The organism is Sphingobium sp. WR1 (assembly GCF_059693745.1).
Window position 1 is genome coordinate 131,232 of record NZ_JCATID010000011.1, and the last position, 23,371, is coordinate 154,602.

The 23,371-nt window shown below is 65.1% G+C and carries 29 protein-coding genes; 14 read left to right on the forward strand and 15 right to left on the reverse strand.

Annotated features, from left to right (window positions below; all coding sequences use genetic code 11):
- The first annotated feature begins 49 nt into the window (after window positions 1-49).
- From AC58EF_RS14545 to AC58EF_RS14570, 6 genes are all read left to right on the forward strand, one after another.
- On the forward strand, window positions 50-802 hold the full coding sequence (locus AC58EF_RS14545; RefSeq protein ID WP_497277055.1) for a SufD family Fe-S cluster assembly protein: 753 nt from the start codon (window positions 50-52) through the stop codon (window positions 800-802).
- A gap of 80 nt (window positions 803-882) precedes the next feature.
- A complete protein-coding gene (locus tag AC58EF_RS14550; protein ID WP_497277109.1) occupies window positions 883-2,073 on the forward strand; it encodes an aminotransferase class V-fold PLP-dependent enzyme in 1,191 nt (396 codons plus the stop codon).
- Window positions 2,066-2,530 (forward strand): SUF system Fe-S cluster assembly protein, encoded by a 465-nt coding sequence (locus AC58EF_RS14555; RefSeq protein WP_497277056.1) that lies wholly within the window; start codon window positions 2,066-2,068, stop codon window positions 2,528-2,530. The genes AC58EF_RS14550 and AC58EF_RS14555 overlap by 8 nt, the downstream gene beginning before the upstream one ends.
- A gap of 124 nt (window positions 2,531-2,654) precedes the next feature.
- Window positions 2,655-3,017, forward strand: a complete 363-nt coding sequence (locus AC58EF_RS14560; RefSeq protein ID WP_497277058.1) for a HesB/IscA family protein — start codon at window positions 2,655-2,657, stop codon at window positions 3,015-3,017.
- A gap of 96 nt (window positions 3,018-3,113) precedes the next feature.
- Entirely contained in the window at window positions 3,114-3,911 is a 798-nt protein-coding gene (locus AC58EF_RS14565; protein WP_497277059.1) for a Rossmann-fold NAD(P)-binding domain-containing protein, read from the forward strand.
- Window positions 3,912-3,988: 77 nt separating this feature from the next.
- Window positions 3,989-4,168 (forward strand): hypothetical protein, encoded by a 180-nt coding sequence (locus AC58EF_RS14570; protein WP_497277061.1) that lies wholly within the window; start codon window positions 3,989-3,991, stop codon window positions 4,166-4,168.
- Here AC58EF_RS14570 and AC58EF_RS14575 read toward each other — a convergent pair.
- The gene (locus AC58EF_RS14575) at window positions 4,165-5,061 is read right to left on the reverse strand and encodes a DMT family transporter (RefSeq protein WP_497277062.1); all 897 of its coding nucleotides are present in this window, start codon (window positions 5,059-5,061) and stop codon (window positions 4,165-4,167) included. The genes AC58EF_RS14570 and AC58EF_RS14575 overlap by 4 nt on opposite strands.
- Window positions 5,054-6,073 (reverse strand): threonine aldolase family protein, encoded by a 1,020-nt coding sequence (locus tag AC58EF_RS14580; protein ID WP_497277064.1) that lies wholly within the window; start codon window positions 6,071-6,073, stop codon window positions 5,054-5,056. The genes AC58EF_RS14575 and AC58EF_RS14580 overlap by 8 nt, the downstream gene beginning before the upstream one ends.
- Before the next feature lie 156 nt (window positions 6,074-6,229).
- On the opposite strand from AC58EF_RS14580, the gene AC58EF_RS14585 reads away from it, so the two are divergent.
- The gene (locus AC58EF_RS14585) at window positions 6,230-7,321 is read left to right on the forward strand and encodes a branched-chain amino acid aminotransferase (RefSeq protein ID WP_497277066.1); all 1,092 of its coding nucleotides are present in this window, start codon (window positions 6,230-6,232) and stop codon (window positions 7,319-7,321) included.
- Window positions 7,322-7,501: 180 nt separating this feature from the next.
- Entirely contained in the window at window positions 7,502-8,710 is a 1,209-nt protein-coding gene (locus AC58EF_RS14590; RefSeq protein ID WP_497277067.1) for an FAD-dependent monooxygenase, read from the forward strand.
- Between the two features lie 223 nt (window positions 8,711-8,933).
- On the opposite strand, the gene AC58EF_RS14595 is transcribed toward AC58EF_RS14590, so the two are convergent.
- From AC58EF_RS14595 to AC58EF_RS14630, 8 genes are all read right to left on the reverse strand, one after another.
- Window positions 8,934-9,167, reverse strand: a complete 234-nt coding sequence (locus AC58EF_RS14595) for a hypothetical protein (RefSeq protein WP_497277068.1) — start codon at window positions 9,165-9,167, stop codon at window positions 8,934-8,936.
- Between the two features lie 28 nt (window positions 9,168-9,195).
- Window positions 9,196-9,447 (reverse strand): hypothetical protein, encoded by a 252-nt coding sequence (locus AC58EF_RS14600; protein ID WP_497277069.1) that lies wholly within the window; start codon window positions 9,445-9,447, stop codon window positions 9,196-9,198.
- Window positions 9,448-9,477: 30 nt separating this feature from the next.
- Window positions 9,478-9,789, reverse strand: coding sequence for a hypothetical protein (locus tag AC58EF_RS14605; protein ID WP_497277110.1), 312 nt, complete (start codon window positions 9,787-9,789; stop codon window positions 9,478-9,480).
- A gap of 27 nt (window positions 9,790-9,816) precedes the next feature.
- Entirely contained in the window at window positions 9,817-10,107 is a 291-nt protein-coding gene (locus AC58EF_RS14610; protein WP_497277071.1) for a hypothetical protein, read from the reverse strand.
- Window positions 10,108-10,149: 42 nt separating this feature from the next.
- Complete coding sequence (pspC, locus tag AC58EF_RS14615) at window positions 10,150-10,530, reverse strand: envelope stress response membrane protein PspC (RefSeq protein ID WP_497277072.1); 381 nt, start codon at window positions 10,528-10,530, stop codon at window positions 10,150-10,152.
- Window position 10,531: 1 nt separating this feature from the next.
- Window positions 10,532-10,798: an envelope stress response membrane protein PspB gene (pspB, locus tag AC58EF_RS14620; RefSeq protein ID WP_497277073.1), complete on the reverse strand. Its 267-nt coding sequence runs from the start codon at window positions 10,796-10,798 to the stop codon at window positions 10,532-10,534.
- A gap of 3 nt (window positions 10,799-10,801) precedes the next feature.
- Window positions 10,802-11,482 carry a phage shock protein PspA gene (gene pspA, locus AC58EF_RS14625; protein ID WP_497277074.1) on the reverse strand — a complete coding sequence of 227 codons (681 nt, stop codon included), beginning with the start codon at window positions 11,480-11,482 and terminating at the stop codon, window positions 10,802-10,804.
- An 86-nt stretch (window positions 11,483-11,568) separates the two neighbouring features.
- Window positions 11,569-11,742: a hypothetical protein gene (locus AC58EF_RS14630; RefSeq protein ID WP_497277076.1), complete on the reverse strand. Its 174-nt coding sequence runs from the start codon at window positions 11,740-11,742 to the stop codon at window positions 11,569-11,571.
- Between the two features lie 183 nt (window positions 11,743-11,925).
- On the opposite strand from AC58EF_RS14630, the gene pspF reads away from it, so the two are divergent.
- Window positions 11,926-12,960 carry a phage shock protein operon transcriptional activator gene (pspF, locus tag AC58EF_RS14635; protein ID WP_497277078.1) on the forward strand — a complete coding sequence of 345 codons (1,035 nt, stop codon included), beginning with the start codon at window positions 11,926-11,928 and terminating at the stop codon, window positions 12,958-12,960.
- A gap of 66 nt (window positions 12,961-13,026) precedes the next feature.
- On the opposite strand, the gene AC58EF_RS14640 is transcribed toward pspF, so the two are convergent.
- The 3 genes from AC58EF_RS14640 to thiS form a co-directional block, all read right to left on the reverse strand.
- Window positions 13,027-13,497, reverse strand: coding sequence for a hemerythrin domain-containing protein (locus AC58EF_RS14640; protein ID WP_497277079.1), 471 nt, complete (start codon window positions 13,495-13,497; stop codon window positions 13,027-13,029).
- A gap of 74 nt (window positions 13,498-13,571) precedes the next feature.
- Window positions 13,572-13,913 (reverse strand): hypothetical protein, encoded by a 342-nt coding sequence (locus AC58EF_RS14645; protein WP_497277111.1) that lies wholly within the window; start codon window positions 13,911-13,913, stop codon window positions 13,572-13,574.
- Between the two features lie 572 nt (window positions 13,914-14,485).
- Window positions 14,486-15,487 carry a sulfur carrier protein ThiS gene (gene thiS / locus AC58EF_RS14650; RefSeq protein WP_497277080.1) on the reverse strand — a complete coding sequence of 334 codons (1,002 nt, stop codon included), beginning with the start codon at window positions 15,485-15,487 and terminating at the stop codon, window positions 14,486-14,488.
- 114 nt (window positions 15,488-15,601) lie between these two features.
- On the opposite strand from thiS, the gene aroQ reads away from it, so the two are divergent.
- The 4 genes from aroQ to AC58EF_RS14670 all read left to right on the forward strand — a co-directional run bounded on the left by aroQ (window position 15,602) and on the right by AC58EF_RS14670 (window position 18,381).
- Window positions 15,602-16,042: a type II 3-dehydroquinate dehydratase gene (aroQ, locus tag AC58EF_RS14655; protein WP_497277081.1), complete on the forward strand. Its 441-nt coding sequence runs from the start codon at window positions 15,602-15,604 to the stop codon at window positions 16,040-16,042.
- 157 nt (window positions 16,043-16,199) lie between these two features.
- Window positions 16,200-16,673: an acetyl-CoA carboxylase biotin carboxyl carrier protein gene (gene accB / locus AC58EF_RS14660; protein ID WP_497277083.1), complete on the forward strand. Its 474-nt coding sequence runs from the start codon at window positions 16,200-16,202 to the stop codon at window positions 16,671-16,673.
- Window positions 16,674-16,687: 14 nt separating this feature from the next.
- Window positions 16,688-18,040, forward strand: coding sequence for an acetyl-CoA carboxylase biotin carboxylase subunit (gene accC, locus AC58EF_RS14665; RefSeq protein WP_497277084.1), 1,353 nt, complete (start codon window positions 16,688-16,690; stop codon window positions 18,038-18,040).
- The gene (locus tag AC58EF_RS14670; protein WP_497277085.1) at window positions 18,037-18,381 is read left to right on the forward strand and encodes an arsenate reductase family protein; all 345 of its coding nucleotides are present in this window, start codon (window positions 18,037-18,039) and stop codon (window positions 18,379-18,381) included. The genes accC and AC58EF_RS14670 overlap by 4 nt, the downstream gene beginning before the upstream one ends.
- Before the next feature lie 42 nt (window positions 18,382-18,423).
- Here AC58EF_RS14670 and AC58EF_RS14675 read toward each other — a convergent pair whose 3' ends face one another.
- The gene (locus AC58EF_RS14675; protein WP_497277086.1) at window positions 18,424-20,577 is read right to left on the reverse strand and encodes a TonB-dependent siderophore receptor; all 2,154 of its coding nucleotides are present in this window, start codon (window positions 20,575-20,577) and stop codon (window positions 18,424-18,426) included.
- A 176-nt stretch (window positions 20,578-20,753) separates the two neighbouring features.
- Between AC58EF_RS14675 and AC58EF_RS14680 the strand changes: the two genes are divergently transcribed.
- On the forward strand, window positions 20,754-21,503 hold the full coding sequence (locus tag AC58EF_RS14680) for a ParA family protein (RefSeq protein WP_497277087.1): 750 nt from the start codon (window positions 20,754-20,756) through the stop codon (window positions 21,501-21,503).
- A gap of 27 nt (window positions 21,504-21,530) precedes the next feature.
- Here AC58EF_RS14680 and AC58EF_RS14685 read toward each other — a convergent pair whose 3' ends face one another.
- On the reverse strand, window positions 21,531-23,252 hold the full coding sequence (locus AC58EF_RS14685) for a fatty acyl-AMP ligase (protein WP_497277112.1): 1,722 nt from the start codon (window positions 23,250-23,252) through the stop codon (window positions 21,531-21,533).
- Window positions 23,253-23,371: the final 119 nt, after the last annotated feature.

Genomic DNA, 23,371 nt, shown 5'->3' on the forward strand with positions numbered 1-23,371 from the left:
AACAAATTTTTCTCACGCGGAGACGCGGAAACGCGGAGGAGGCGTGCGCATGACTGCCCTTGCTCTGCCGACCCGGAAACAGGAGGAATGGCGTTATAGCGATCTGGAGGCTGTCGCCTCCATCTGGCCCTTGCCCGCGCCGACGCGGATCAATGTGGCGGCCGGGGAAAGCGCGCACCATCATCTGTTGCAGGATGCCGCAGACGGCACGGCGGCGGTGCATGATTATGTCATCAGCATCGCGGACGGCGCCCGGCTCGACTTCCATGTCCTCAACATCGGCGGCAAATTCGGCCGCGTGACCTTCACCGTCACGCTCGGCAGCAATGCGCATTTCGAACTGAACGGCGCGATCATCGGCGGCGGCGACCAGGTGCTGGAGATCATCACCGCCGTCACCCATGCCAAGCCGGATTCGACCAGCGGCCAGACGATCCGGTCGATCCTGGGCCAGCGCGCGACCGGCAGCTATCTGGGCAGCATCAACGTCGCCCGCGACGCGCAGCGCACCGACGCCTTTCAGTCGGTCAAGGCGATGCTGCTGGACCGCACCGCCACGGCCAACGCCAAGCCGGAACTGGAAATCTACGCCGACGACGTGAAATGCGCCCATGGCGCGACCGTGGGCGAGTTGGACAAGCAGGCGCTGTTCTACATGGCCAGTCGCGGCATGGACCCGGCGACGGCCAAGACATTGCTGCTGAAGGCCTTTGTCGCGGGCGTGTTCGATGATGTGGCGGATGAGGCGGTGAAGGACCGCTTCGAAGCGGCGGCGATCGCCAAGCTGGAGGCTCTGGTGTGACGAACAACCCGACTTCCGTTCGCCCTGAGCCTGTCGAAGGGCGCGCGCAGGGCTTCGACAGGCTCAGCCCGAACGGGGTTTTGAGGCTTAGAGACGATTTCCCCGGCGTCGGCGACTGGCATTATCTGGATAGCGCCGCCACCGCGCAGAAGCCGAATGCGGTGATCGAAGCGATCGCCCGCGCCTATGGTCCTGATTATGCGACCGTGCATCGCGGCGTCTATGAACGCTCGGCCAATATGACGCTTGCCTATGAAGCTGCCCGCCGCAAGGTCGCCGGCTTCATCGGCGCGCAGTCGGACAGCGAGATCGTCTATGTCCGCGGCGCGACCGAGGGGATCAACCTCGTCGCCCAATGCTGGGCGGGGACGCAGCTCAAGGCGGGCGACCGCATCCTGCTGTCGATGCTGGAGCATCACAGCAATATCGTGCCGTGGCAGATTGTGGCCGAAAAAGTCGGTGCGCAGATCGACGTCGTGCCGCTGACGGCGGACGGCAAGATCGACCTCGACGCCATGGCCGGGATGATCACGCCCGCGCATAAGATGGTGGCCCTCGCCCATGTGTCGAACGTGCTGGGCAGCGTGCTCGACGTGCGCCGCGCCGCCGACATCGCACATGGCGTCGGCGCGAAGATATTGATCGACGGTTGCCAGGCCGTGCCGCGCCTCACCGTCGATGTGCAGGCGCTGGACTGCGATTTCTACGTCTTTTCGGCGCACAAACTCTATGGCCCGACCGGCATCGGCGCGCTGTGGGGCCGCAAGGAACTGCTCGACGCCATGCCGCCCTATCAGGGCGGTGGTTCGATGATCGACAAGGTGACGTTCGAAAAGACGACCTATGCCCCCGCGCCGACCCGGTTCGAGGCAGGGACGCCGCATATCACCGGCGTCGTCGGCCTGTCGGCGGCGATCGATTATGTGCAGGCCATCGGGCTGGACGCGATCCACGCCCATGAATGCGCGCTGGTGGGCAAGGCGCGGGCGGCGCTGGAGAGCCTCAACAGCGTCCGCGTCTTCGGGCCGGAGGACAGCGCGGGAATCCTCTCTTTCGAGGTGCAGGGGGTTCATCCGCACGATGTCGGCACCATATTGGACGAAACGGGCGTCGCCATCAGAGCCGGGCATCATTGCGCCCAGCCGCTGATGCGCCATCTGGGCGTCGAGGCGACCGCGCGGGCCAGCTTCGGCCTCTACAGCGACGAGAGCGATGTGGATGCGCTGGTCAAAGGCATTGAACGAGTGAGGAAGATCTTCGGGAATGGCTGAGGAACGCAAGATTTTGGTGGAAGAGGTCGAGGCGGTGGACACCCCGCCCAAGGCGCGCGTCGAGGAAGCTTCCGATTCTGGCCATCGCCAGCGCGACTATCTCGACGGCTTCCTGAGCGCCAGGCCCGCCGAAACGCCTAAAGGCGAGCCGGGCGGCAGCCTCTATGACGCCATCATCGATGCGCTCAAGGAAATTTACGACCCGGAAATTCCGGTCAACATCTATGATCTGGGCCTCGTCTACGGCGTCGACGTGACCGAGGACGGCCATGCCGTCGTGACCATGACGTTGACCACGCCGCATTGCCCGGTCGCCGAATCCATGCCGGGCGAGGTCGAACTGCGCGTCGGCGCGGTGCCGGGCGTGGGCGACGCCCAGGTGAACCTCGTCTGGGACCCGCCATGGGACCCGCAGAAAATGTCGGACGAGGCCAAGCTCGAACTGGGAATGTTGTGAGCGCGACGCACGGAATTGAGAGACATTTATCTCCGTTCGGGCTGAGCCTGTCGAAGCCCCATTCTTCCTTTCAAGAAAGAGCGGCCCTTCGACAGGCTCAGGGCGAACGGATGGAGACGCTGAAATGACCGAGACGACCATCAAGACCCGCGCCCGCCCCGCCGCCGTCATCCTGACGCCGAGCGCCGAGCAGCGCATTGCCGACCTGATGGCCCAGGCGCCCGAAGGCACGATCGGCGTCAAGCTCTCGACGCCCAAGCGCGGCTGCTCGGGCCTTGCCTATTCGGTCGACTATGTGACGCAGGAAGCCAGGTTCGACGAGAAGATCGAAACGCCCGGCGGCACCTTCTACATCGACGGGGCGTCGGTCCTCTATCTGGTCGGATCGACGATGGACTGGGTGGAGGACGACTTCACCGCCGGCTTCGTCTTCAACAACCCCAACGCCAAGGGCAGTTGCGGCTGCGGCGAGAGCTTCACGGTCTGATATGAGACAGCCGTTCGTTTCGAGCGTGTCGAGAAACGGGTAGCGCAGCCTGAGCGTTTCTCGACTTCGCTCGAAACGAACGGAGGTGGATTCACTATGCCGCACATGCTCATCCTCGGCATGGGCTATACCGCCTCTCGCCTCGCCACCCGGCTACGCGCGGAGGGCTGGCGGATTACCGGCGTCCGCCGCACCGCCGACACCGATGCGCTCGCCTTCGATGACGACAGCGCCGTCCGCGCCGCCCTGGCGCAGGCCACGCACATCCTCTCCTCCGTCCCGCCGGAAGGCGACACCGACCCCGTCCTGACCCGTTACGGTGCGGCCATAGCCGCAGCGTCGGCGATCTGGACCGGCTATCTCTCCTCCACCGGCGTCTATGGCGATGCCGCGGGCGCCTGGGTCGACGAAGGCAGCCCCGTCCGTTTCAGCCGCCGCGCCGCGCGGGCGCAGGCCGACGCCGACTGGGGGGCGCTGCGTCCCGACATGCGCCGTTTCCGCCTGCCCGGCATTTACGGCCCCGGCCGATCGGCGCTCGACCGGGTGCGGGAGGGGCGGGCGCATCGCATCGACCTGCCCTACCAGATATTCAGCCGCGCCCATGTGGATGACATCGTCGCGGGCATCGCCGCCTCGCTCCACCGGGGGCCGCCGGGCGTCTATAATCTGTCCGATGATCTGCCCTGCGCGCAGAACCGGCTGATCGAGGAAGCCTGCGCGATCCTGGGCCACCCCGTCCCGCCGCTGCTGACGCTGGAGGAGGCGCAGCTTTCTCCCATGGCGCGGTCCTTCTATGCGGAAAACCGCCGGGTCGCGAACGGCCGGGCCAAAAGGCTGCTCGGCTGGTCGCCCCGCTATCCGACCTATCGCCAAGGCCTGCGCGCCTGCCTCTGACGCGGCTCGCCGCATGGTTTACACCTTGTTAACCGAGTCGGCCGACAAGCAGGACATCGCTTCACAAGGGATGTCCCATGACCCGCATCGACGCTCAGATTGACAGCCGGATTGACAGGGCTTTTTCCGCGCTCAGCCACCGGATGAACGATGTGTCCATGCCCGGCCGCGCGGCGTCTTCGTCCGAATCGATCGCCAGCCTGCTCGACAAGGTGAATGCCGCCAAGCTGCGCTACCAGCCGGGCGCGATGCGCTAACCCTCTTTGGATCGCAGCGCGATTGCCATGCCGGCCACCGCCAGCAATGCGCCGATGATCGCCAGCGCCGACCAGCGATAGCCCTCCGCCACGGTGGAGATCAGCATCGCGATCACCGGGATCAGCACGCTGGTATAGGCGGCGCGCCCCGCCCCCATGCGCTGGATCAGGGTGAAATAAAGCGGGAAGGTCACGACCGATCCGGCCAGCCCCAGCCAGCCTATGCCCAATATATAGCCCAGCCGCGGCTCGAACTGCGGCGGGCCGACGCTGATCCAGGCGAAGAGGGCGTCCACCGCCGCGCCGATCAGCATCGCCCAGGCCAGCACAGCCACCATCGGCAGCCGCCGGGCGATCTCCATCCCCTGCATGATGTTGGCGGCCGACGCGCTCATCAGGCCGGCGAGCGAGAAGGCCGCGCCCAGCAGCACCTTGTCGGGCCGCACCGTCGCGGCATGATATTCGTGAAGCAGCATCAGGATGATCCCGGCGACCGCCACCACCGAGCCGGCGATAAAGGCGCGTCCGACCGGCTGGCGGAAGATCAGCCAGGCCAGGATCGAATTGGGGATGAGCAGCATTGCATAAACCACCGCGACCACGCCGGAGGTCAGAAAATGCTCGGCCCGATAGACGAAGTTGAAGTTGAGCACGAACTGCGCGGTGCCCAGCAGCGCGGCGAAGACCATGCCCGCGCCGCCGATCCGCAACGACACGCCGCGTATCCGGGCAAAGACGGCCATGGCGATGCCGGCGAGCAGGAAGCGATAGCAGACCGACCAGCTGGCCGGCACCGATCCGATCTGGTCGCGGATGACGATCCAGGTCGAACTCCAGATCAGCGTGACGAGGATGAAGGGCAGGGCGACGCCGCCGCGTCTGCCCTCATCCATGGTCGAGCGCCCCGAGCGCGTCCGCCAGGGGGGCGACGCTCGCCGCATCCTGCGCCCAGTTGGTGACGAGCCTGGCGGCGCCATCGCCCCAGTCGTAGAAATCGAAGCCCTGCGCGCGCAGGCGGGCCGCTTCCTCCGCCGTCAGCCGCACGAACAGTTCGTTCGCCTCGACCGGGTGCAGCAGCCGCCCGGCCGCGCCCTGCGCCAGCGTCCGCGCCGCCGCATTGGCGGCCCCGGCATTGCGCAGCCACAGGCCGTCCTCGACCATCGCCAATATCTGCGCGGCAAGATAGCGGCCCTTGGAAAAGAGATGGCCCGACCGCTTGCGCCAGCGCTTCGCTTGCGCCGCGCGCGCCGCCGCCTGCGGGCCGAAGAAGAGCAGGGCCTCCCCCACCATCCCGCCATTCTTGACGCAGCCGAAGGACAGCGCGTCCACGCCGGCGCGCCAGGTGACGTCGGCCGGCGCGCAGCCCAGATGGGCCACCGCATTGGCGAAGCGCGCGCCGTCCATGTGGAAGCCCAGGCCCTGCGCCTTCGCCACCTCGCCCAGCGCCGCGACTTCGTCCGGCGTATAGACCAGCCCATATTCGGTGGCGTTGGTGATGCTGATCGCCCGCGCCGGCACCTGATGCACGTCGGGGCGGATCGCCTTCAGCCGATCGCGCACCACCTCCGGCATCAGCTTCGCCCCCGCGCCCGGCAGTGGCATCAGGGTCGCGCCATGGGTGAAGAAGCCGGGCGCGCCGCATTCGTCGACAACGATATGCGCTTCCTCATGGCAGAGCACGCCGCCATAGGGCGGGCAGAGGGTGGCCAGCGCGATGCTGTTCGCCGCCGTGCCGGTGGAAATCCACAGCGCCTGGACCGGCGCGTCGAACAGGTCCGAAAAGGCGCCGTCCAGCCGGGCGCTCCATGCGTCGCCGTCATAGCCATGATCGGCCCGGTCGGCGGCGGCGATGGCGGCCATGATCGCGGGGCTGACGGGTGTGGCGTTGTCCGAGAAGAAATGCATGGCGCAGCGATACAGGGACGCCGGGCGAGCGGGAAGAGGCCAGCGCCGTCCGGCTGGCCCTTTTGCGGAAAATAGGTCAGCATATATGACCGATTGTTTCATCGGCCGCTCTGTGACATAGGCGGCTCCGTCCGAGCCAGAACAAGGAGACTCACCATGGCCGCCGAGCAGACGTCGCGCTTCACCGTCATCCGCAACAGCCAGGCTGTGGCGGCGAACGAGCGCGCTCTATTGCTCGAAGATCCCGGCTTCGGGCGACTCTTCACCGACCATATGGTGACGATCCGCTATACCGAGGGGCAGGGCTGGCACAGCCACAAGGTGGAGCCGCGCGCGCCCTTCATGCTCGATCCCGCCTGCGCGGTGCTCCATTATGCGCAGGAAATCTTCGAAGGCATGAAGGCCTACCGGCGCGAGGACGGCAGCATCGCCATGTTCCGCCCGGAGGAAAATGCCCGCCGCTTCGCGGAGTCGGCCGAGCGCATGGCGATGCCCGCCATCCCCGAAGACCTGTTCCTGGAAGCCGTCGAGCAATTGGTGAAGATTGACGCCGACTGGATTCCCGGCGGCGAAGGCAGCCTCTATCTGCGCCCCTTCCTGTTCGCGAGCGAGGCCTTTCTGGGCGTCCGCCCGGCGAACGAATATATTTTCTGCGTCATCGCCTCGCCCGCCGGCGCCTATTTCAAGGGCGGCAAGAAGGCCGTGACCCTTTGGGTGTCGGAACATTATAGCCGCGCGGCGCGCGGCGGCACCGGCGCGGCCAAGTGCGGCGGCAACTATGCCGCGTCGCTGGTCGCGCAGAAGGAAGCGATCGGCCATGGCTGCGACCAGGTCGTCTTCCTCGACGCCGCGGAGAATAAGTGGGTCGAGGAACTGGGCGGCATGAACGTCTTCTTCGTGATGGACGACGGGTCGATCGTCACCCCGCCGCTCTCCGGCACGATCCTGCCGGGCATCACCCGCGACAGCCTCATCTCGCTCGCCCGCGCCAAGGGGCATGAGGTGCGCGAGGAACCCTACAGCTTCGCCCAGTGGCGCGCCGACGCCGCCAGCGGCAAGCTGCGCGAGGCCTTCGCCTGCGGCACGGCGGCGGTCGTGACGGCGATCGGGACGGTCAAGAGCGTCGATGGCGACTTCACCGTCGGCAATGGCGATGGCGGACTGGTGACGGAAAGCCTGCGCGCCGAACTGACCGGCATCCAGCGCGGCGCCGTGGCCGATCCGGCGGGCTGGGTGCGCACCCTTTAACTTGCACCTGCGTCATTCCCGCGCAGGCGGGACGCGCAGCGCACCGCAGGTAATCCATCTCCTGACCTTGCATTCAGACGATCTATTGGGAGATGGATCCCCGCCTTCGCGGGGATGACGCTATCCTTTAAGGGAAAGCCAACGCTTCCCTTGAGCCGGTCAAGCGCTTAGATAGCCCTCATGGAACGCTTCGACGTCGTGATTTTGGGTGGCGGGCTGGTCGGCCTGACCCTTGGCATCGCTCTTTCCGGCCATGGCGTGAAAACCGCCGTGATCGATCCGGCCGATCCGGTCGATACGACCGCTGCCGGTTTCGACGGCCGCGTTTCCGCCATCAGTTCGACCAGCCATGCCATGCTGCGCGCCATCGGCGTGGACCGGCATCTGGAGGGCAAGGGTTGCCCGATCGACCGGATCTGGGTCAGCGACGGGCTGGAGCCGGGCGCGCTCGATTTCGCGCCGGATGCGGATGACGGGGTGATGGGGACGATGTTCCCCAATCGCGACCTGCGCGTCGCGCTGGCGCAGACGGCGGCCGAGGCGAAGAATCTGACCCGTTTCCAGCCCGATCGTGCCGTCCATGTCGACCGCAACGCCGATGGCGTCACGCTGACGCTGGCGAACGGGGCGACGATCGCAGGCGCGCTGCTGGTGGCGGCGGAAGGGCGCAACAGCCCCACGCGCGAGGCGGCAGGCATCAACACGACGCGCTGGCAGTATAAGCACACCGCCATGGTGACGGCGATCGACCATGAGGTGCCGCACGCCAACACCGCCTATGAGATTTTCTACGTCGGCGGCCCCTTTGCGCTGCTGCCGATGCTGCCGGGCACCCGCTCCGCCGTGGTCTGGACCGTGCCGACCGGGCAGGCGCCGGCGATGATGAAATTGTCCGAGCGCGCCTGGCTGGCCGAAGCGCAGAAACGGATCGGCGGCTTCCTGGGCGAAATCAGGCTGGCCGGGCCGCGTTCCTCCTATCCGCTGGGTTTCCACCATGCCGCACGCATCACCGATACCCGCCTTGCGCTGGTCGGCGACAGCGCCCATGCCATCCATCCGATCGCGGGGCAGGGGCTGAACCTGGGCTTCCGCGATGTCGCCGCGCTGGTCGAGGTGCTGGTGGAGGGGATGCGCCTCGGTCTCGATCCGGGCGATGCGCAATTGCTGGCGCGCTATCAGCGCTGGCGCGGGCTGGATGCGATGATGACCAGCGTGGCGATGGACGGGCTGGTCCGCCTGTTCGATGTGCCGGGCAGGCTGCCCTCGCTGGTGCGGCGGGCGGGACTGGCAACGGTGCAGCGCACATCCCTGCTCAAGAACCGCTTCATGGCCGAAGCGCGGGGCCAGTCCGGCGCGCTCCCCCGCCTGCTGGCCGGCGAAATGGTCTGAGATTCTTTAGCGTCGGCCGTTTCGAGAGGCCGGTTTCGGCCAGGAGCGGACATAGTTCCCCCTCCCGCTTGCGGGAGGGGGTTAGGGGGTGGGCTTACGCGACCTTGGTGCTATAGCCCACCCCGCTGCGACTAATTCGCTCCGCGAATAAGTCTCGCTGCCCCTCCCGTTTACGGGAGGGGAATGTCATGTTCCCACCCAAAACCGCCATCTCGCTTGCCTCCTACAGATCGACGCCCGCGGCGATGGCTTCCAGCTTGCGGATGCGTTCCTTGAGGTCGGCGACCTCGATCCGCGCCACCGCCGACGGCGGGGCGCTGTCTTCGATGCGGCGGCCCAGTTCGGCCCGCTTCAGTTCCAGCCAACCATTCCAGCCGCGCAAACCGGCGACCGCGATGATGGTGAGACCGGCAAGACTGGTCGCCGCCAATATGATGTAGAGATAGGGGTCCTGCATAAATGCCTCCCTGCCCGGATGCGCGCTTTCAGTCGCGATCCCGGAGTTTTTCGAATTCCCGCTCCAGCGCGCTGGAGCCGTCCGTGGCCAGCCGTTCCAGCACGGCCACGCGATCCTTGAGCGCCTTCACCTCGGCGCGCAGCCGTTCCGCTTCCGGGTCCGGGCCGCGCTGGATGAAGTCCTCGCCCTTGTGCCGGCGCACGACGCCATATCTGGCGCGGATGACACTGGCGATGGCGGTGATCGCGACGATGGCGACGACCATTTCAAACGGACCCATGGTCACTACTCCCTGCTATGCTGGCGGCGCTCAGTTGGCTGGGCCGCGCAGCCGTTCGATTTCACGATTTAGTTGATGGCTTTCATCGGTGACGATCCGCTCCACCACGGCGAGCCGGTCCTTCATCGATCCGATCTCGGCGCGGAGCTGCGCATTTTCCTGGCTCAGCAGCCTGATGCGTTCGACCATCTCCTCATTCTTCTGCGGATAGACCGCCTTCCCCCAGCTGTTTTCCAGCGGATAGCCATGCTTGATGCGCAGCCAGGTGGTGAAGATCCAGCCGGCGATGGCGAGCATGCCCAATCCTGCCGCGACAGGCGCGAAGGCTTCGAATGGAAACATCATGATCTACTCCCCTTGCCTGGCCGGTCAGCGCAGCGCGTCAATCTCGCGCGCGGTGCGGGTAGCAGGATCGGTGGCGATCCTTTCCAGCACGGCGATGCGGTCCTCAAGGCGGCTGATTCGGCCAAGCAGCATTTCGTTTTCGTTTGAAAGAAGCTCGATTTTTCGACCGGCGTCGGGATCGGTTCGATGAACGGTGTTACCGTTGTCGTCCGTCAGCGGATAGCCATGCTTGACCCGCAGCCAGGTGGTGATCACCCAGGCGCCCATGGACAGGGCGACGATGGCGACGATGAAGCTGGGTCCTGCGAAATTCATGGTCCTTTGCTCCCTTCAATTCCCCTCCGGCGGCCGCGCTGTTCAGCGCAGGCTTTCGATCTCGTCGGACAGGCGGGTGTTGCGGCTGGTATAATAGATTTCGATGTCGGCCAGGCGCCGGTCGATGTCGCGGAACTTGGCGCGGACGTCGCGGGTGGAGCGGGCCGGGTTACTGCGCACGCCCTGCCAGAATTTCTCGTCGTCGCGGTCCGCATACAGGCCCTGCGGCTTGTTCTCGGCGAAATAGGCGGCGGCGAAATAAGCGATCAGCGTCCAGGGGAAAGCGCCCATCAGGGTGATGAGCACCGCGCCCACCCGGACCCAGACCACATCGATCCCGCTATAGTCGGCGATGCCGGAACAGACGCCCATCCATTTGCCATTGGCCTTGTCGAGGTAGAATTTGGTGCGGCGGGCGGTCATGTCAGTTCCTCCGGTCGAATTCGTAGGCGTCGTCGGTCGACGGGCGCTGCGGGCGGAAATCGGGATTGTCGGCGGCGACGATCCGTTCGACCGTCTGGAGCCGTTCTTCCAGGCGACGGGCGAGAAGGTGAAGCTCGTCCAGCAGCTTCTCATCCTCGTCGGTGATCTTGGGCGCCTGCTTCCATTTGGTGACATAGTGGAAGATCAGCCAGGGCATGCCGATGAACAGCATGCCGCAGATCATCAGCGGCAGAAACACGTCCTCCATGGATCAGGCTCCCTCGGTCTTGCCGGCGTTCATGCTGGCCTTGAGCGCGGCGAGATCGGCATCGACCTTGTCGGCCGACTTGAGTTCGGCGATCTCTTCCTCCAGCGTCTTGGGCTGGCTGCCCAGCGCCATGGCGTCGGCGCGGCCTTCGGCGATGTCGACGCGGCGTTCCAGCATGTCGAAGCGGGCAAAGGCCTCGTTGACCTTCTCGCCGGCATAGGCTTCGCGGACGCGCAGGCGGTTCTCCGCGCTCTGCATCCGGCTGACCAGGCTGTTCTGGCGCGCGCGGGCTTCGCGCAGCTTGCCCTGCAACTTGGCGATGTCGGCTTCCGACGCGGCCAGTGCCTCGTCGAGCGTCTCGATCTCATGGTTCAGCTGTTCGGCCATGTCGGCGGCCTTCTGGCGTTCGATCAAGGCGGCCTTGGCCAGGTCCTCGCGGTCCTTGCTCAGCGCCAGCTGCGCCTTTTCGGTCCAGCTGTCCTGCAAAGCGGTCAGCTTGGCGATATGGCGGCGCATCTCCTTCTGATCGGCGATGGTGCGGGCGGCCGACGCGCGGACCTCGACCAGCGTTTCCTCCATTTCGAGGATGATCATGCGGATCATCTTCGCGGGGTCTTCCGCCTTGTCGAGCAGGTCGGTCACATTGGCGGCGATGATGTCTCGGGTGCGGGAGAAAATACCCATTTTAACGTCACTCCTGGTCGTATCTCGTTTTCAGGTGCCGGGGCGGGCGAGAGGGGGCAGTCCCGCCCCGGCCGGGATTGCGATCCTTACGCAAGATAGCGCAGGTTCGCGGGGGTGTCTTGCGCCGCGAGGATCGGGGTTTCGCTGGCGCGGGCCGGGCCGACCGCCGAAAGGATCATGGTCGATCCGAACAGGACGGCGGCGATGGCGACCGACATCAGCTGGCCGATTTCGCGAACGCTGCTGGTCTGCTTTTCCATTTTCTTACTCCCTGAACCTTGGCCTTCATGTGTTTCCGCGTTTCGGTGCGGATTGCCCATAGCTTTGCAGGGGGCGTGCCAATTTGCGGAAAGCGCGGATTTCCTTCATTCTCGGTTCATCTGGCACGACTGGATCGACATGCCACTTGCCAAGAGGTGGGAAATTTCACCATAAGTTGGCGCATGGAGAAAAATACGCAGTTCGTCGGTCAGTCGCTGGCCTTTCTCGACGCGGTCGAGCAGGCGGGTCGCGCGGCCGAACTCAACCGGCCGGTGCTGGTGATCGGCGAGCGCGGGACCGGCAAGGAACTGATCGCCGAGCGGCTGCATCACCTCTCCCCGCGCTGGGGCGAGCCGCTGATCGTGATGAACTGCGCCGCGTTGCCCGAGACGCTGATCGAGGCGGAGCTGTTCGGCCATGAACAGGGCGCCTTCACCGGCGCGACCCGGGCGCGGCCCGGCCGGTTCGAGGAAGCCGATGGCGGCACCCTGTTCCTGGACGAGCTGGGCACTTTGTCGATGGCGGCGCAGGAGCGGCTACTGCGCGTGATCGAATATGGCGAGGTGACGCGGATCGGCGCATCGCGGCCGGTGACGGTGGACGTGCGCATCGTCGCGGCGACCAATGAGGATCTGCCCGCCGCCGCCGAAGCCGGGCGCTTCCGCCCCGACCTGCTCGATCGCCTCAGCTTCGAGGTCATCACCCTGCCCCCGCTGCGCGCACGCGAGGGCGATGTGGCGGTGCTGGCCGATCATTTCGGGCGGCGCATGGCGGCGGAACTCAACTGGCCGCAATGGCCCGGCTTCGCCGCGGCTTGCGCGGCGGAGCTGGAAGGTCATGGCTGGCCCGGCAATGTGCGCGAACTGCGCAATGTGGTGGAGCGCGCGGTCTATCGCTGGGACGAGCCGGCACGGCCGATCAGCCGCCTGACCTTCGATCCCTTCGCCTCGCCGTGGAAGCCCAAGCCGTTGATGCCAAAGGCGGGGACGGAGCCTGGCGCCGGCAACCTCCCGGCCGCTCCGACCCAGCCGGCGCCAGCGACGGCTTTCGAGGAGATCAGCGACCTGCGCAGCGCGGTGGACGCGCATGAAGCGGCGATCATCCGAGCGGCGCTTGACCGCTATCGCTACAATCAGCGCGCGACGGCCAAGGGGCTGGGGCTGACCTACGACCAGCTGCGCCATTGCATGAGAAAACATGGGCTGAGCGCGGGTTAGGGCCGATCGACATTCAGCGGATGGCGCCCCACCGCCTTGGCCGGCGCAGCAACGCCGCGCAGAATATCAGTCTTCGGTCTGGGCGCGCTCCAGTTCAGCGGGCTTGCGCCTGGCGAACAGCGTGCCGAGCTTCTGCTCCTCCTCCGCCGTCAGATCCCTCGCGGCTGCGGGGAACATCTCCTCTTCCTCCTCGTCAATATGATGGAGATAGCGCTTCTTCATCTCGGCGAATGTCTCGCGCCAGGCGTCGCCATTGAATTTGAGGCCGTCCAGCTTCTCCAGATAATCGTCGATCTCCTTGTGCTCCGCCACGCTGTGCTGCGCATCCTCGCGCAGGTTGGGACGGGACAGCATCGTCGCATAGAGCGTTTCCTCCTCGGCCGCGGCATGGGCCGTCACCTCCACCTTGAACTGCTCGAACAGCTTTTCCAGCCGATCCTCGTTCTTTTCCCGATCGGCATCCGCCATCTTGGCGAAAAGCTGGCGGTGGGCGTCGTGATCCTGCTTGAGGCGATGGAAAATGCTGGCGTCGGCCATGATCGGTCCTCCTGGTTCGAGGAAGGACAACGACGGGCGCGCCGATTGGCTCCGGCCGACCGACCGAAGAAAGATCAGCCGAAGAGGAAGCGGAAGATGATCGCGACCGGGATCCAGAGCAGCGCGCCGACAAGGCTGGCACCCCAGAGTTGCAGCAGGTCGCGGCGGAAGCGCAGCGCCAGTCCGCCTTCCGACAGCCCCCCCTGTTCGAGCAGGCGCCAGCGCCGTTCCAGCCCGCGGGCGGCCACGGCATAGCCGCCGATCGCGACGATGATGCCCAGGTGCAGGGCCAGCGACCCGCCCATTTTCGCGACGATGAAAATCTGAAGCAGGCAGAAGATGACGAGCGCGGCAGCCAGGTGCGTGCTGATCCGCTTGGCATAGCCGGTGCGGCGCCCCTGCCCCCGATCGCCCATCGCCGTCGCCAAGACCCCGTCCTCCTTCTTTGACCCGTCATCAGAATTTCACGAACGACTCGCCCGATCAACTGGAAATTAGGGGTCAGCCGAAGAGGTCAGCGGAACGAAGATCAGCCGCAGCGTTGTGGGCCATCGCAACGACGGCGCGCCGCCCCCGCAGAAACATCTTTCCTACCCGGCGTTCCTCTGATCTACCCTGTGCGATGGAAGCGCTCCTCCACCCCCCCGCCTCACTAGGGCCGATCGACATTCAGGAGATGGCGGAGCAAAAATGGTGGATTTCCGTGACCCTTGAAACGAGTCATGTGCCTCGCTTCAACCATTTGCAGCCCGCCAGAACTGAATGTCGATCGGCCCTAGCCCGCTTGCGCGCCACGGGCGCGTATCCGACGCGCGACGGCCGCGTTGCTGTCGCCTCGAGGGCGCGCCACCATGACCCGACCGTCGCGTCGGTGACGCGTCGCAGGCGCGTCGCGAGCGCGTCGCGGGCGCAATTGGCCCAAATCACCCGACGACAGTGTGAACTTCGGTATGACGCATCAACGTCGCGTCGCAGCGGACACCCCCGCCTAGATCAGACCAGCGAGCGGGCTGGACGGATCGGCATACATGCGCTTGCCCATGCGCCCGGCGCGATAGGCCATGCGGCCCGCCTCGACCCCCGCCTTCATCGCGGCGGCCATCAGCACCGGATCCTTCGCCTCGGCGATCGCGGTGTTCATGAGCACGCCGGTGCAGCCCAGTTCCATCGCCTGCGCCGCCTCCGACGCCGTGCCGACGCCAGCATCGACCAGCACGGGCAATTTGGTGCCTTCCACGATCAGGCGGATCGTCACCCTGTTCTGGATGCCCAGGCCCGACCCGATCGGCGCGCCCAGCGGCATGATCGCGACCGCGCCCGCATCCTCCAGCCGCTTGGCCGCGATCGGATCGTCAACGCAATAGACCATCGGCTTGAAGCCTTCCTTGGCCAGCACCTCGGTCGCGCGCAGCGTTTCGACCATGTCGGGATAAAGCGTCCGCGCCTCCCCCAGCACTTCCAGCTTCACCAGGTCCCATCCGCCCGCCTCGCGCGCCAGCCGCAGGGTGCGGATCGCCTCCTCGCCGGTGAAGCAGCCCGCCGTGTTGGGCAGATAGGTGATCTTCTTGGGATCAATATAGTCAGTCAGCATCGGCGCCTTGGGGTCGCTGACATTGACGCGACGCACCGCGACGGTGACGATCTCCGCGCCCGACGCCGCGACCGCCGCCGCATTCTGCTCGAAACTCTTATATTTGCCGGTGCCCACGATCAGGCGCGACCGGAATATCTTGTCGGCCACGGTCCAGCTGTCGTCATCCACCGCCGTCATATCGCCGCCCCCGACAAAGTGCACGATCTCCAGCTCGTCGCCATCCTCGACCCTGACCTGGCTCAGGGTCGAACGCGGCACCACTTCCAGATTGCGCTCCACCGCGACCTTTTCCGGCACGAAGCCCAGCTCGCTCGCGAGGTCGGCAAGGGTCAGTCCGTTGCGGACGCGGCGATGCTCGCCATTGATGCGGATGGAGATGGTGCCGTCTATGCTCACTATGCGTTCCCGATTGGCGAACTGTCTCGACTAAGCGAGACAGGAAGGGCTAAGGATCGTGCCGCATATAGGGGCGGCCACGCCCCGGCCGCAACATAAAGAAGGGGACACGCCTTGGCCGACGCGCGCAAAATCTATGTGCTGAACGGACCCAATCTCAACATGCTCGGCACCCGCGAGCCGGACATCTACGGCTATGACACGCTGGACGATATCGCCGAGCGGATGGAGGATGCGGCCAACCGCGCCCATGTGGAGATTGATTTCCGCCAGTCGAACCATGAAGGGCATCTGATCGACTGGGTGCAGGAAGCCCATGCGGAAGGCGCGCACGCCATCATCATGAACCCCGGCGGCCTGACCCATACCTCGATCGCGCTGCATGACGCGATCAAGGCGGTGACGGTGCCGGTGATCGAGATTCACCTGTCCAACCCACATGCGCGCGAGCCTTTCCGCCACAAAAGCTATGTCGGCATGGCCGCCAGGGGGACGATCGCGGGCTTTGGCCCCATGTCCTACATGCTGGCGCTGGAAGCCGCGCTGGAACTATAGAAAATTGTTTGATTGCCGCACCTGCCGAAAATGCGCATTCGCGCATTTTCCGAACAGACTATAACTGCGCGCGCCCCGACGCACGAAAGTTGCGCTTTGCCGTAAATACGCATAGGCGCGGGCACAAGAAACGACATTCACCGGCCAGGGATTTCACATGACCGACAAAGAAAAGGGCGCAATGCAGGTGGACGTGCAGCTGGTGCGCGATCTCGCGACGCTGTTGGACGACAGCAACCTGACGGAAATCGAGGTGGAGGACGGCGATCGCAAGATCCGCGTCGCCCGCTCGGGTGGCGGCGCGCCCGCCGCCGTCTACGCTCCTGCGCCGGTGGCCGCGCCCGCCGCCGCGGTGCCCGCCGCCGCACCGGCCGCCGCCGAAGCCGCCATCCCGGCCGGCACCGTGGTCAAGTCGCCGATCGTCGGCACCGCCTATCTCGCCGCGGAACCCGGCGCCGCGCCCTTCGCCCGTATCGGCGCACAGGTCGCCGCCGGCGAAACCGTCCTGATCGTCGAGGCCATGAAGGTCATGAACGCGATCACCGCGCCCAACGCCGGCACGGTCAAGGCGGTGCTGGTCGATAACGGCCAGCCGGTCGAATATGACCAGCCGCTGATCGTCATCGAATAAGGCGCGCACCGCTCATGGCCATCGAAAAGCTGCTGATCGCCAACCGCGGCGAGATCGCGCTCCGCATCCACCGCGCCTGCCATGAAATGGGCATCAAGACCGTCGCGGTGCACTCCACCGCCGACGCCGACGCCATGCATGTCAGGCTGGCGGACGAGGCGATCTGCATCGGCCCGCCCGCCGCCAGGGACAGCTATCTGAATATCGCCGCGATCATTTCCGCGGCGGAGATCAGCGGCGCGGACGCGATCCATCCCGGCTACGGCTTCCTGTCGGAAAACGCCAAGTTCGCGGAGATCGTGGAAGCGCACGGCCTGGCTTTCGTCGGTCCCAAGCCCGAACATATCCGCACCATGGGCGACAAGATCGAGGCGAAGCGCACCGCCGGCGCGCTGGGCCTGCCGCTCGTCCCCGGTTCAGACGGCGCGGTCAGCGATGTCGAGGAAGCCAAGGCGATCGCCGAGGCGGCGGGCTATCCCGTCATCATCAAGGCGGCGTCCGGCGGCGGCGGCCGCGGCATGAAGGTCTGCACCTCGCCCGACCAGCTCGAAACGCTGATGCAGCAGGCGGGTTCGGAAGCCAAGGCCGCCTTTGGCGACGCCACCGTCTATATCGAGAAATATCTCGGCAATCCGCGCCACATCGAAATCCAGATATTCGGCGACGGCAAGGGCAACGCCATCCATCTGGGCGAACGCGACTGCTCGCTCCAGCGCCGCCACCAGAAGGTGCTGGAAGAAGCGCCCTCGCCCGTCCTGTCCCAGGCCGAGCGCGAGCGGATCGGCGGCATCTGCGCCAAGGCGATGGCCGACATGGGCTATCGCGGCGCGGGCACGATCGAGTTTCTGTGGGAAAATGGCGAATTCTACTTCATCGAGATGAACACCCGCCTTCAAGTGGAACATCCGGTGACGGAGATGATCACCGGCCTCGATCTGGTGCGCGAGCAGATCCGCGTCGCCGAAGGCAAGCCGCTGTCGGTCGCGCAGGAGGATATCGCCTTCACCGGCCATGCGATCGAATGCCGTATCAACGCGGAAGATCCCCGGACCTTCGCCCCGTCGCCGGGCACCGTCACCAGCTATCATGTGCCGGGCGGTATGCATGTTCGCGTCGATAGCGGCCTCTATCAGGGCTATAAGGTGCCGCCCTACTACGACTCCATGATCGGCAAGCTGATCGTCTATGGCCGCACCCGCGAGGGCGCGATCATGCGCCTGCGCCGCGCGCTGGAGGAATATGTGATCGAAGGGATGAAGACCACCATCCCGCTCCATCAGGCGCTGCTGACCGATCCCGACTTCCTCGACGGCAACTATACCATCAAGTGGCTGGAAGAGTGGTTGGCGCGCGAGGACAGCCAATGAAGGCGACCATCTGGCATAATCCCAAATGCGGGACGTCGCGCAAGACGCTGGCGATCCTGGAGGAAACCCCCGGCGTCGACGTCGAGGTGATCGAATATCTCAAGACGCCCTACGACCGGGCGAAGCTGGCGCAGTTGATCGCCGATGCCGGCATCACCCCGGCCGATGCGATCCGCAGGATGGGGACCGATGCCGAGGAACGCGGCCTGCCCGATATGACGGCGGACGCGATCCTGGACGAGATGGCGGCCAATCCCGCCTATGTGAACCGCCCCTTCGTCGAGACGGAAAAGGGCGTCCGCTTCTGCCGTCCCCAGGACAAGGTCCTCGAAATCCTCTGATATCGGGAAAGGGCGGGCCGACGATCCGCCCTTTCTGTTTGTTCAATAATGGTAGCGCAGCGTGAAGGTAACGTTGCGCGGCTCGCCATAGGCCAGCTGATTGTAGAAGCCGATCTGCGAATAATATGTCTTGTCGAACAGATTATCGACATTGACCTGCGCCGACAGGCCCTTGGCGAATTCGTAGCGGCCCATCAGATTGACCAGCGCATAGGGCTTGACCTCCAGCCGCTCGGCCTCTTCGGTGATCGGATTGATCGTGTCGGTATAGCTCAGCCCTTCCCAGTTGACGCCGCCGCCGATGGTCAGCCCCTGGAGCGAGCCGGCGAAATCATAGGTTGTGAACAGGCGCAGCAGCTTCTGCGCGAACAGCGTGTTGACCCGGTTGCCGTCGGCATCCTTGGCCCTGAACTGGGTATAGTTGCCCGCGACCGACCAGCCCGGCAGGATCTCGCCATTCGCCTCCACCTCAAAGCCAGTGCTGCGCGCGCCCCTGGCGGCGTAGGATGCTTCGAAGATGGTGCCGGGGATCAGATGGCCTGTATCGGCCTGGGCCAGATTGTCCTGCTCGATGCGGAACACCGAAATGGCGGTGTTGAGCGCGCCGCCGAAGAAGCTGCTTTTCAGGCCGCCCTCATAATTGTTGCCGGTGATCGGCGGCAGGAAGTCGCCATTGCGGTCCTGCGCGCTCTGCGGCTGGAAAATCTTGGTGAAACTCGCATAGACTGTATGGTTGGGTGTGATGTCGTAGAGCGCGCCGACATAGGGCAGCAGGCGGTTCTTGTCGCCAAAGTCGACGGTCGAGCCATAGGAGATGCCCTGTCGCTCCCAGGAAGCGAGGCGCCCGCCGATAATGATCTTGAACGGATCGCTGATCGACAGGCGGGTGGCGCCGAAATAGCCCCACTGCTTCGTCACCTGATCCAGGTCATGCGAACGGATGCTGCTCCAGCGCGGCTCGGCGATCGAGCCGTCCCAATTGTTGAAATCGCCGACGGACAGGCTGTCGAGCGCGGCGAGGCTGTAGAAATCCTGATTCTGCCGCGCATAGCTGGCCCCCAGGATCAGGTCATGCTCGCGCCCGAACAGCTGATATCTTCCGGTCAGCCGCGCGCCGACATCGGCCTGTTCCAGCTTGCCCTGATAATTGGCCGCGAATGCGCCAAGGCCCAGGCCCGTGGTCCGGTCCGGCGTGCCGGAAATGTAGAGCAGCTGCATGTCGCCCTCGTTGAGCGAATAATTGCCATAGATTTTCAGCGACCAGTTGGCGCCGATCTGCTGGGTCAGGTTGGCGAAATAGGTCTGGTTGGTGGACGCCCAGCGGGTCCAGTCGGCCCCGACCGTCTTCGACCGCTTCCAGTCGGTGCGGTTGCCGTCCGAATACCAGACCGGCAAGCCGCCCCATTGGGTGCCACGAGGGCTGTTATCCTGATAGCTGGCACCGAAGCTCACATGGGTGCCGGGGGTCAAATCGCCGTCGATCACCCCGTAAAGCACCAGCTTCCTGTTGTGCAACAGGTCGGTGAAGCTGTCGCCTTCCTCATATTTCGCGACCACCCGCGCGCGGATCGCGCCGTCGCTCGACAGGGGCGAGGAAATATCCGCCATCGCGAAATAAGTGTCCCAGCGGCTGGCCGCCGCCGTCACCGTTGCGGTGAAGCGGTCGCTGTCTGCATGTTTGCGGATTAAATTGATCGACGCCGAAGGATTGCCCGCCCCCGTCATCAACCCGGTCGCGCCGCGTACGATCTCGATCCGTTCGTAAAGCGCGATGTCGATCTCGGATTCCCCGGCGCTATAGGCTGCATCCCATTGCACCGGGATGCCGTCGATCTGGTAATTGTTGATCTCGAAGCCGCGCGCGGAAAAGCCGTTACGGGCGCTGTCGAAGGATTTGGCGGACACGCCGGCCGCATTGTTGACCACGTCGCTCAGCGTGCGGATCGCCTGATCCTCCATGCGCTGCGCGGTCATCACCGTCACCGACTGGGGGGTCTCCTGCAGGGACAGGTTGAGTCCGGTTGCCGATCCCAGCTTGTCGTTGGTGGTGTAGGAACCGGTGACGACGATCTGGTCCTCGTCCGCCGGATCGGCGGCGGCGGCAGTCTGCGCCAGCACCGGCGTAGCAAGCGACAGGAAAAAGGCCAGCGTCGATGCGCCCCCCAGAGACAGAGCGGAAACGCGCGATGTCGACATGTTGATGCCCCCCGATGGACAAATTTTTATGCTATTGCGAATAATTCGCGTACCGCGCTATGCGTTCGGTCGACCGGCCTGTCAATCGCGGCTTTCGCACAAAACTGTCACAGTCGCCCGACGGCTGGTGATTTGAACGCTTGCTTTGACGGGCGGACGAACTAGCTTCGCCTCTCATGGCAAAGGAACCGGCATTGGCGACCATCGCCGTCTACAGTCTCAAGGGCGGCGTGGGTAAGACCACTTTCGCGATCAACCTCGCCTGGACGTCGGCCAGCGTCTCGAAGCGGCGCACGCTGCTATGGGATCTGGACCCGCAGGCGGCGGCGAGCTGGCTGATCTCGACCGATCAGACCAGCCGCGACGCGGCGCAAGCGATCTTCAGCAAGGATGTGGAGGTGCGCAAGCTGATCCAGCCCTCCACCGTGCCGGGATTGGACCTGATCGCCGCCGACACGTCGCTGCGCGGCCTGGACCATCTGTTCCGGGAAATGGACAAGAAGAAGCGACTGGCCAAGCTGATCGAGAGCCTTGGCCGCGACTATGACCGGATTATCCTCGATTGCCCACCGGGCCTCACCGAAACCAGCGAGCAGGTGCTGCGCGCCGCCGACCTGATCGTCATTCCGGTCATCCCCTCCCCACTATCGCAGCGCGCCATGGGGGAAGTCGCCCGCTATCTGGTCCAGCGCGGCGGCAATCATGCACCGATCCTGCCAGTCTATTCGATGGTCGACCGGCGCCGCAGCCTGCATCGCACGGCGCTGGAGAGCCAGTCGCACTGGCACGCCATTCCGATGGCCAGCACGATCGAGCAGATGACGGTGCGCCGCAAGCCATTGGGCGCTTTCGCCCCCGCCTCGCCCCCGGCGCAGGCCTTCGCTGCGCTCTGGACGCAGGTAGAGCGCCAGCTTCAGGCGAAATAGCGGCGCCTCATCTCCGCCCGCCGCCCGTCAGGCGGCGATGTCGTAGGGCCGAATCTCGCCGGTAAGATAGAGGTTGCGCGCCTTCGACCGGCTGAGCTTGCCCGAGCTGGTGCGCGGCAGCGTGCGCGGCGGCACCAGTTCGACGACGCAGTTCATGCCGGTGATGGCGCGGACCCGCTCGCGGATCTGGTCGCGCAGACGCGAGCGCTCCTCATTGTCCGAGGTGCGGCAATGGACGAGCACGGCAGGCGCTTCTTCCCCACCCGGCGTGGTGATGGCGAAGGCGGCGATGTCGCCCTGCTTGAAGCCGGGGAGTTGCTCCACCGCCCATTCGATATCCTGCGGCCAGTGATTCTTGCCGTTGATGATGATCATGTCCTTGGCGCGGCCGACAATGTAGAGATAGCCATCGCTCAGATAACCCATGTCGCCCGTGTCGAGCCAGCCATCGGCCATGCAGGCGTCGGTGGCTTCGGGATCGCGGAAATAGCCGACCATCAGGCTCGGCCCGGTGGTCCACACCTTGCCGATCTGGCGCTCGTTCATCAGGCCGCCATCCTCGTCGCGGATTTCCACGACCATGTCCTTGGCCGGCTTGCCGCAATTGACGATCGAGCGGAAGCGCTGCGGACGGCCTTCGGGCGCGTCGCCGCCCGACAGGTCGGTTTCCTCGACCAGTTCGACGATGATCCCCTCGCCCGGCGGCATGATGGTGACGGCCAGCGTCGCTTCGGCCAGGCCGTAGCTGGGCAGAAAGGCCTTCGGACTGAATCCCGCGTCGGCGAAGGCGTCGACGAAGCTCTGCATCACGTCGGGGCGGATCATGTCGGCACCGTTGCCGGCCAGGCGCCAGCGCGACAGGTCGAACCGATCCTGCGCCTTGGTTTGGCTCGACATGCGGCGGGCGCAGATATCGTAGCCGAAGGTCGGCGAATAGCTGATCGAGGTGCCCTCGTTCCGGCTGATGAGGTCGAGCCAGGCCAGCGGGCGGCGGGCGAAATCCTCGGTCTTCATATAGTCGGTCGACACCTGGTTGGCGACGACCGACAGGAAGCAGCCGACCAGGCCCATGTCATGATACCAGGGCAACCAGCTGATGCAGCGGTCGCTGTCCTGCAATTCCATGCCATGGCTGTGCGCCGACAGGTTCGACAGCAGCGCATGGTGGGTGACGGCCACGCCATGGGGGAAGCGCGTCGATCCGCTCGAATATTGCAGATAGGCGATTTCGTCACCCCTGGCCTGCGGGAGCGCCACGGGCGCGGCCTCGCGCGCAATGAAATCCTCGAACGCGATGCTCTCGACCTTCTTCTGACGGCCGGATTCGCCCGCCATCTCTTCCAGTTCCTTGGGGAAGAGGAACAGCATCGGATCGCAGCTGGTCAGCTGGACGTTCAGCTGGTCGATATAGCTTTCCTTGCCGCCGAAGCTGGTCGGCAGCGGCAGCGGCACCGGCCAGGCGCCGGCATAGACGATGCCGAAGAAGAGCATGGCGAAATCCGCGCCGGTTTCAGCGACCAGCGCCACGCGATCCTGCGGCTTCACCCCATGGGCGATCAGGCGATGGGCGCAGGTGATCGCATCGGCGCGCAGTTCGCGGAACGGATAGGGCCGAGCCAGATTGCCGCGCGCATCATGGAAATTCAGACCGCGCTTGCCCTGCGCCGCATAGTCCAGCGCTTCGCCCAGCGTCTCGAAGTCGGAGAAGCGGCGCGTCAGATCATCGGTGGTCGGCGTCGGTGCCATCATCTCTTGCGAACCCGTCATATTGGTTTCACCCAATGTCTTAAAACTTGTGAAAGGGCGGCCGCTAGCAGCTTTGTCCGCCACTTGCACCGCATATTCCGTTCCAGCGTTGCTTATTAGCC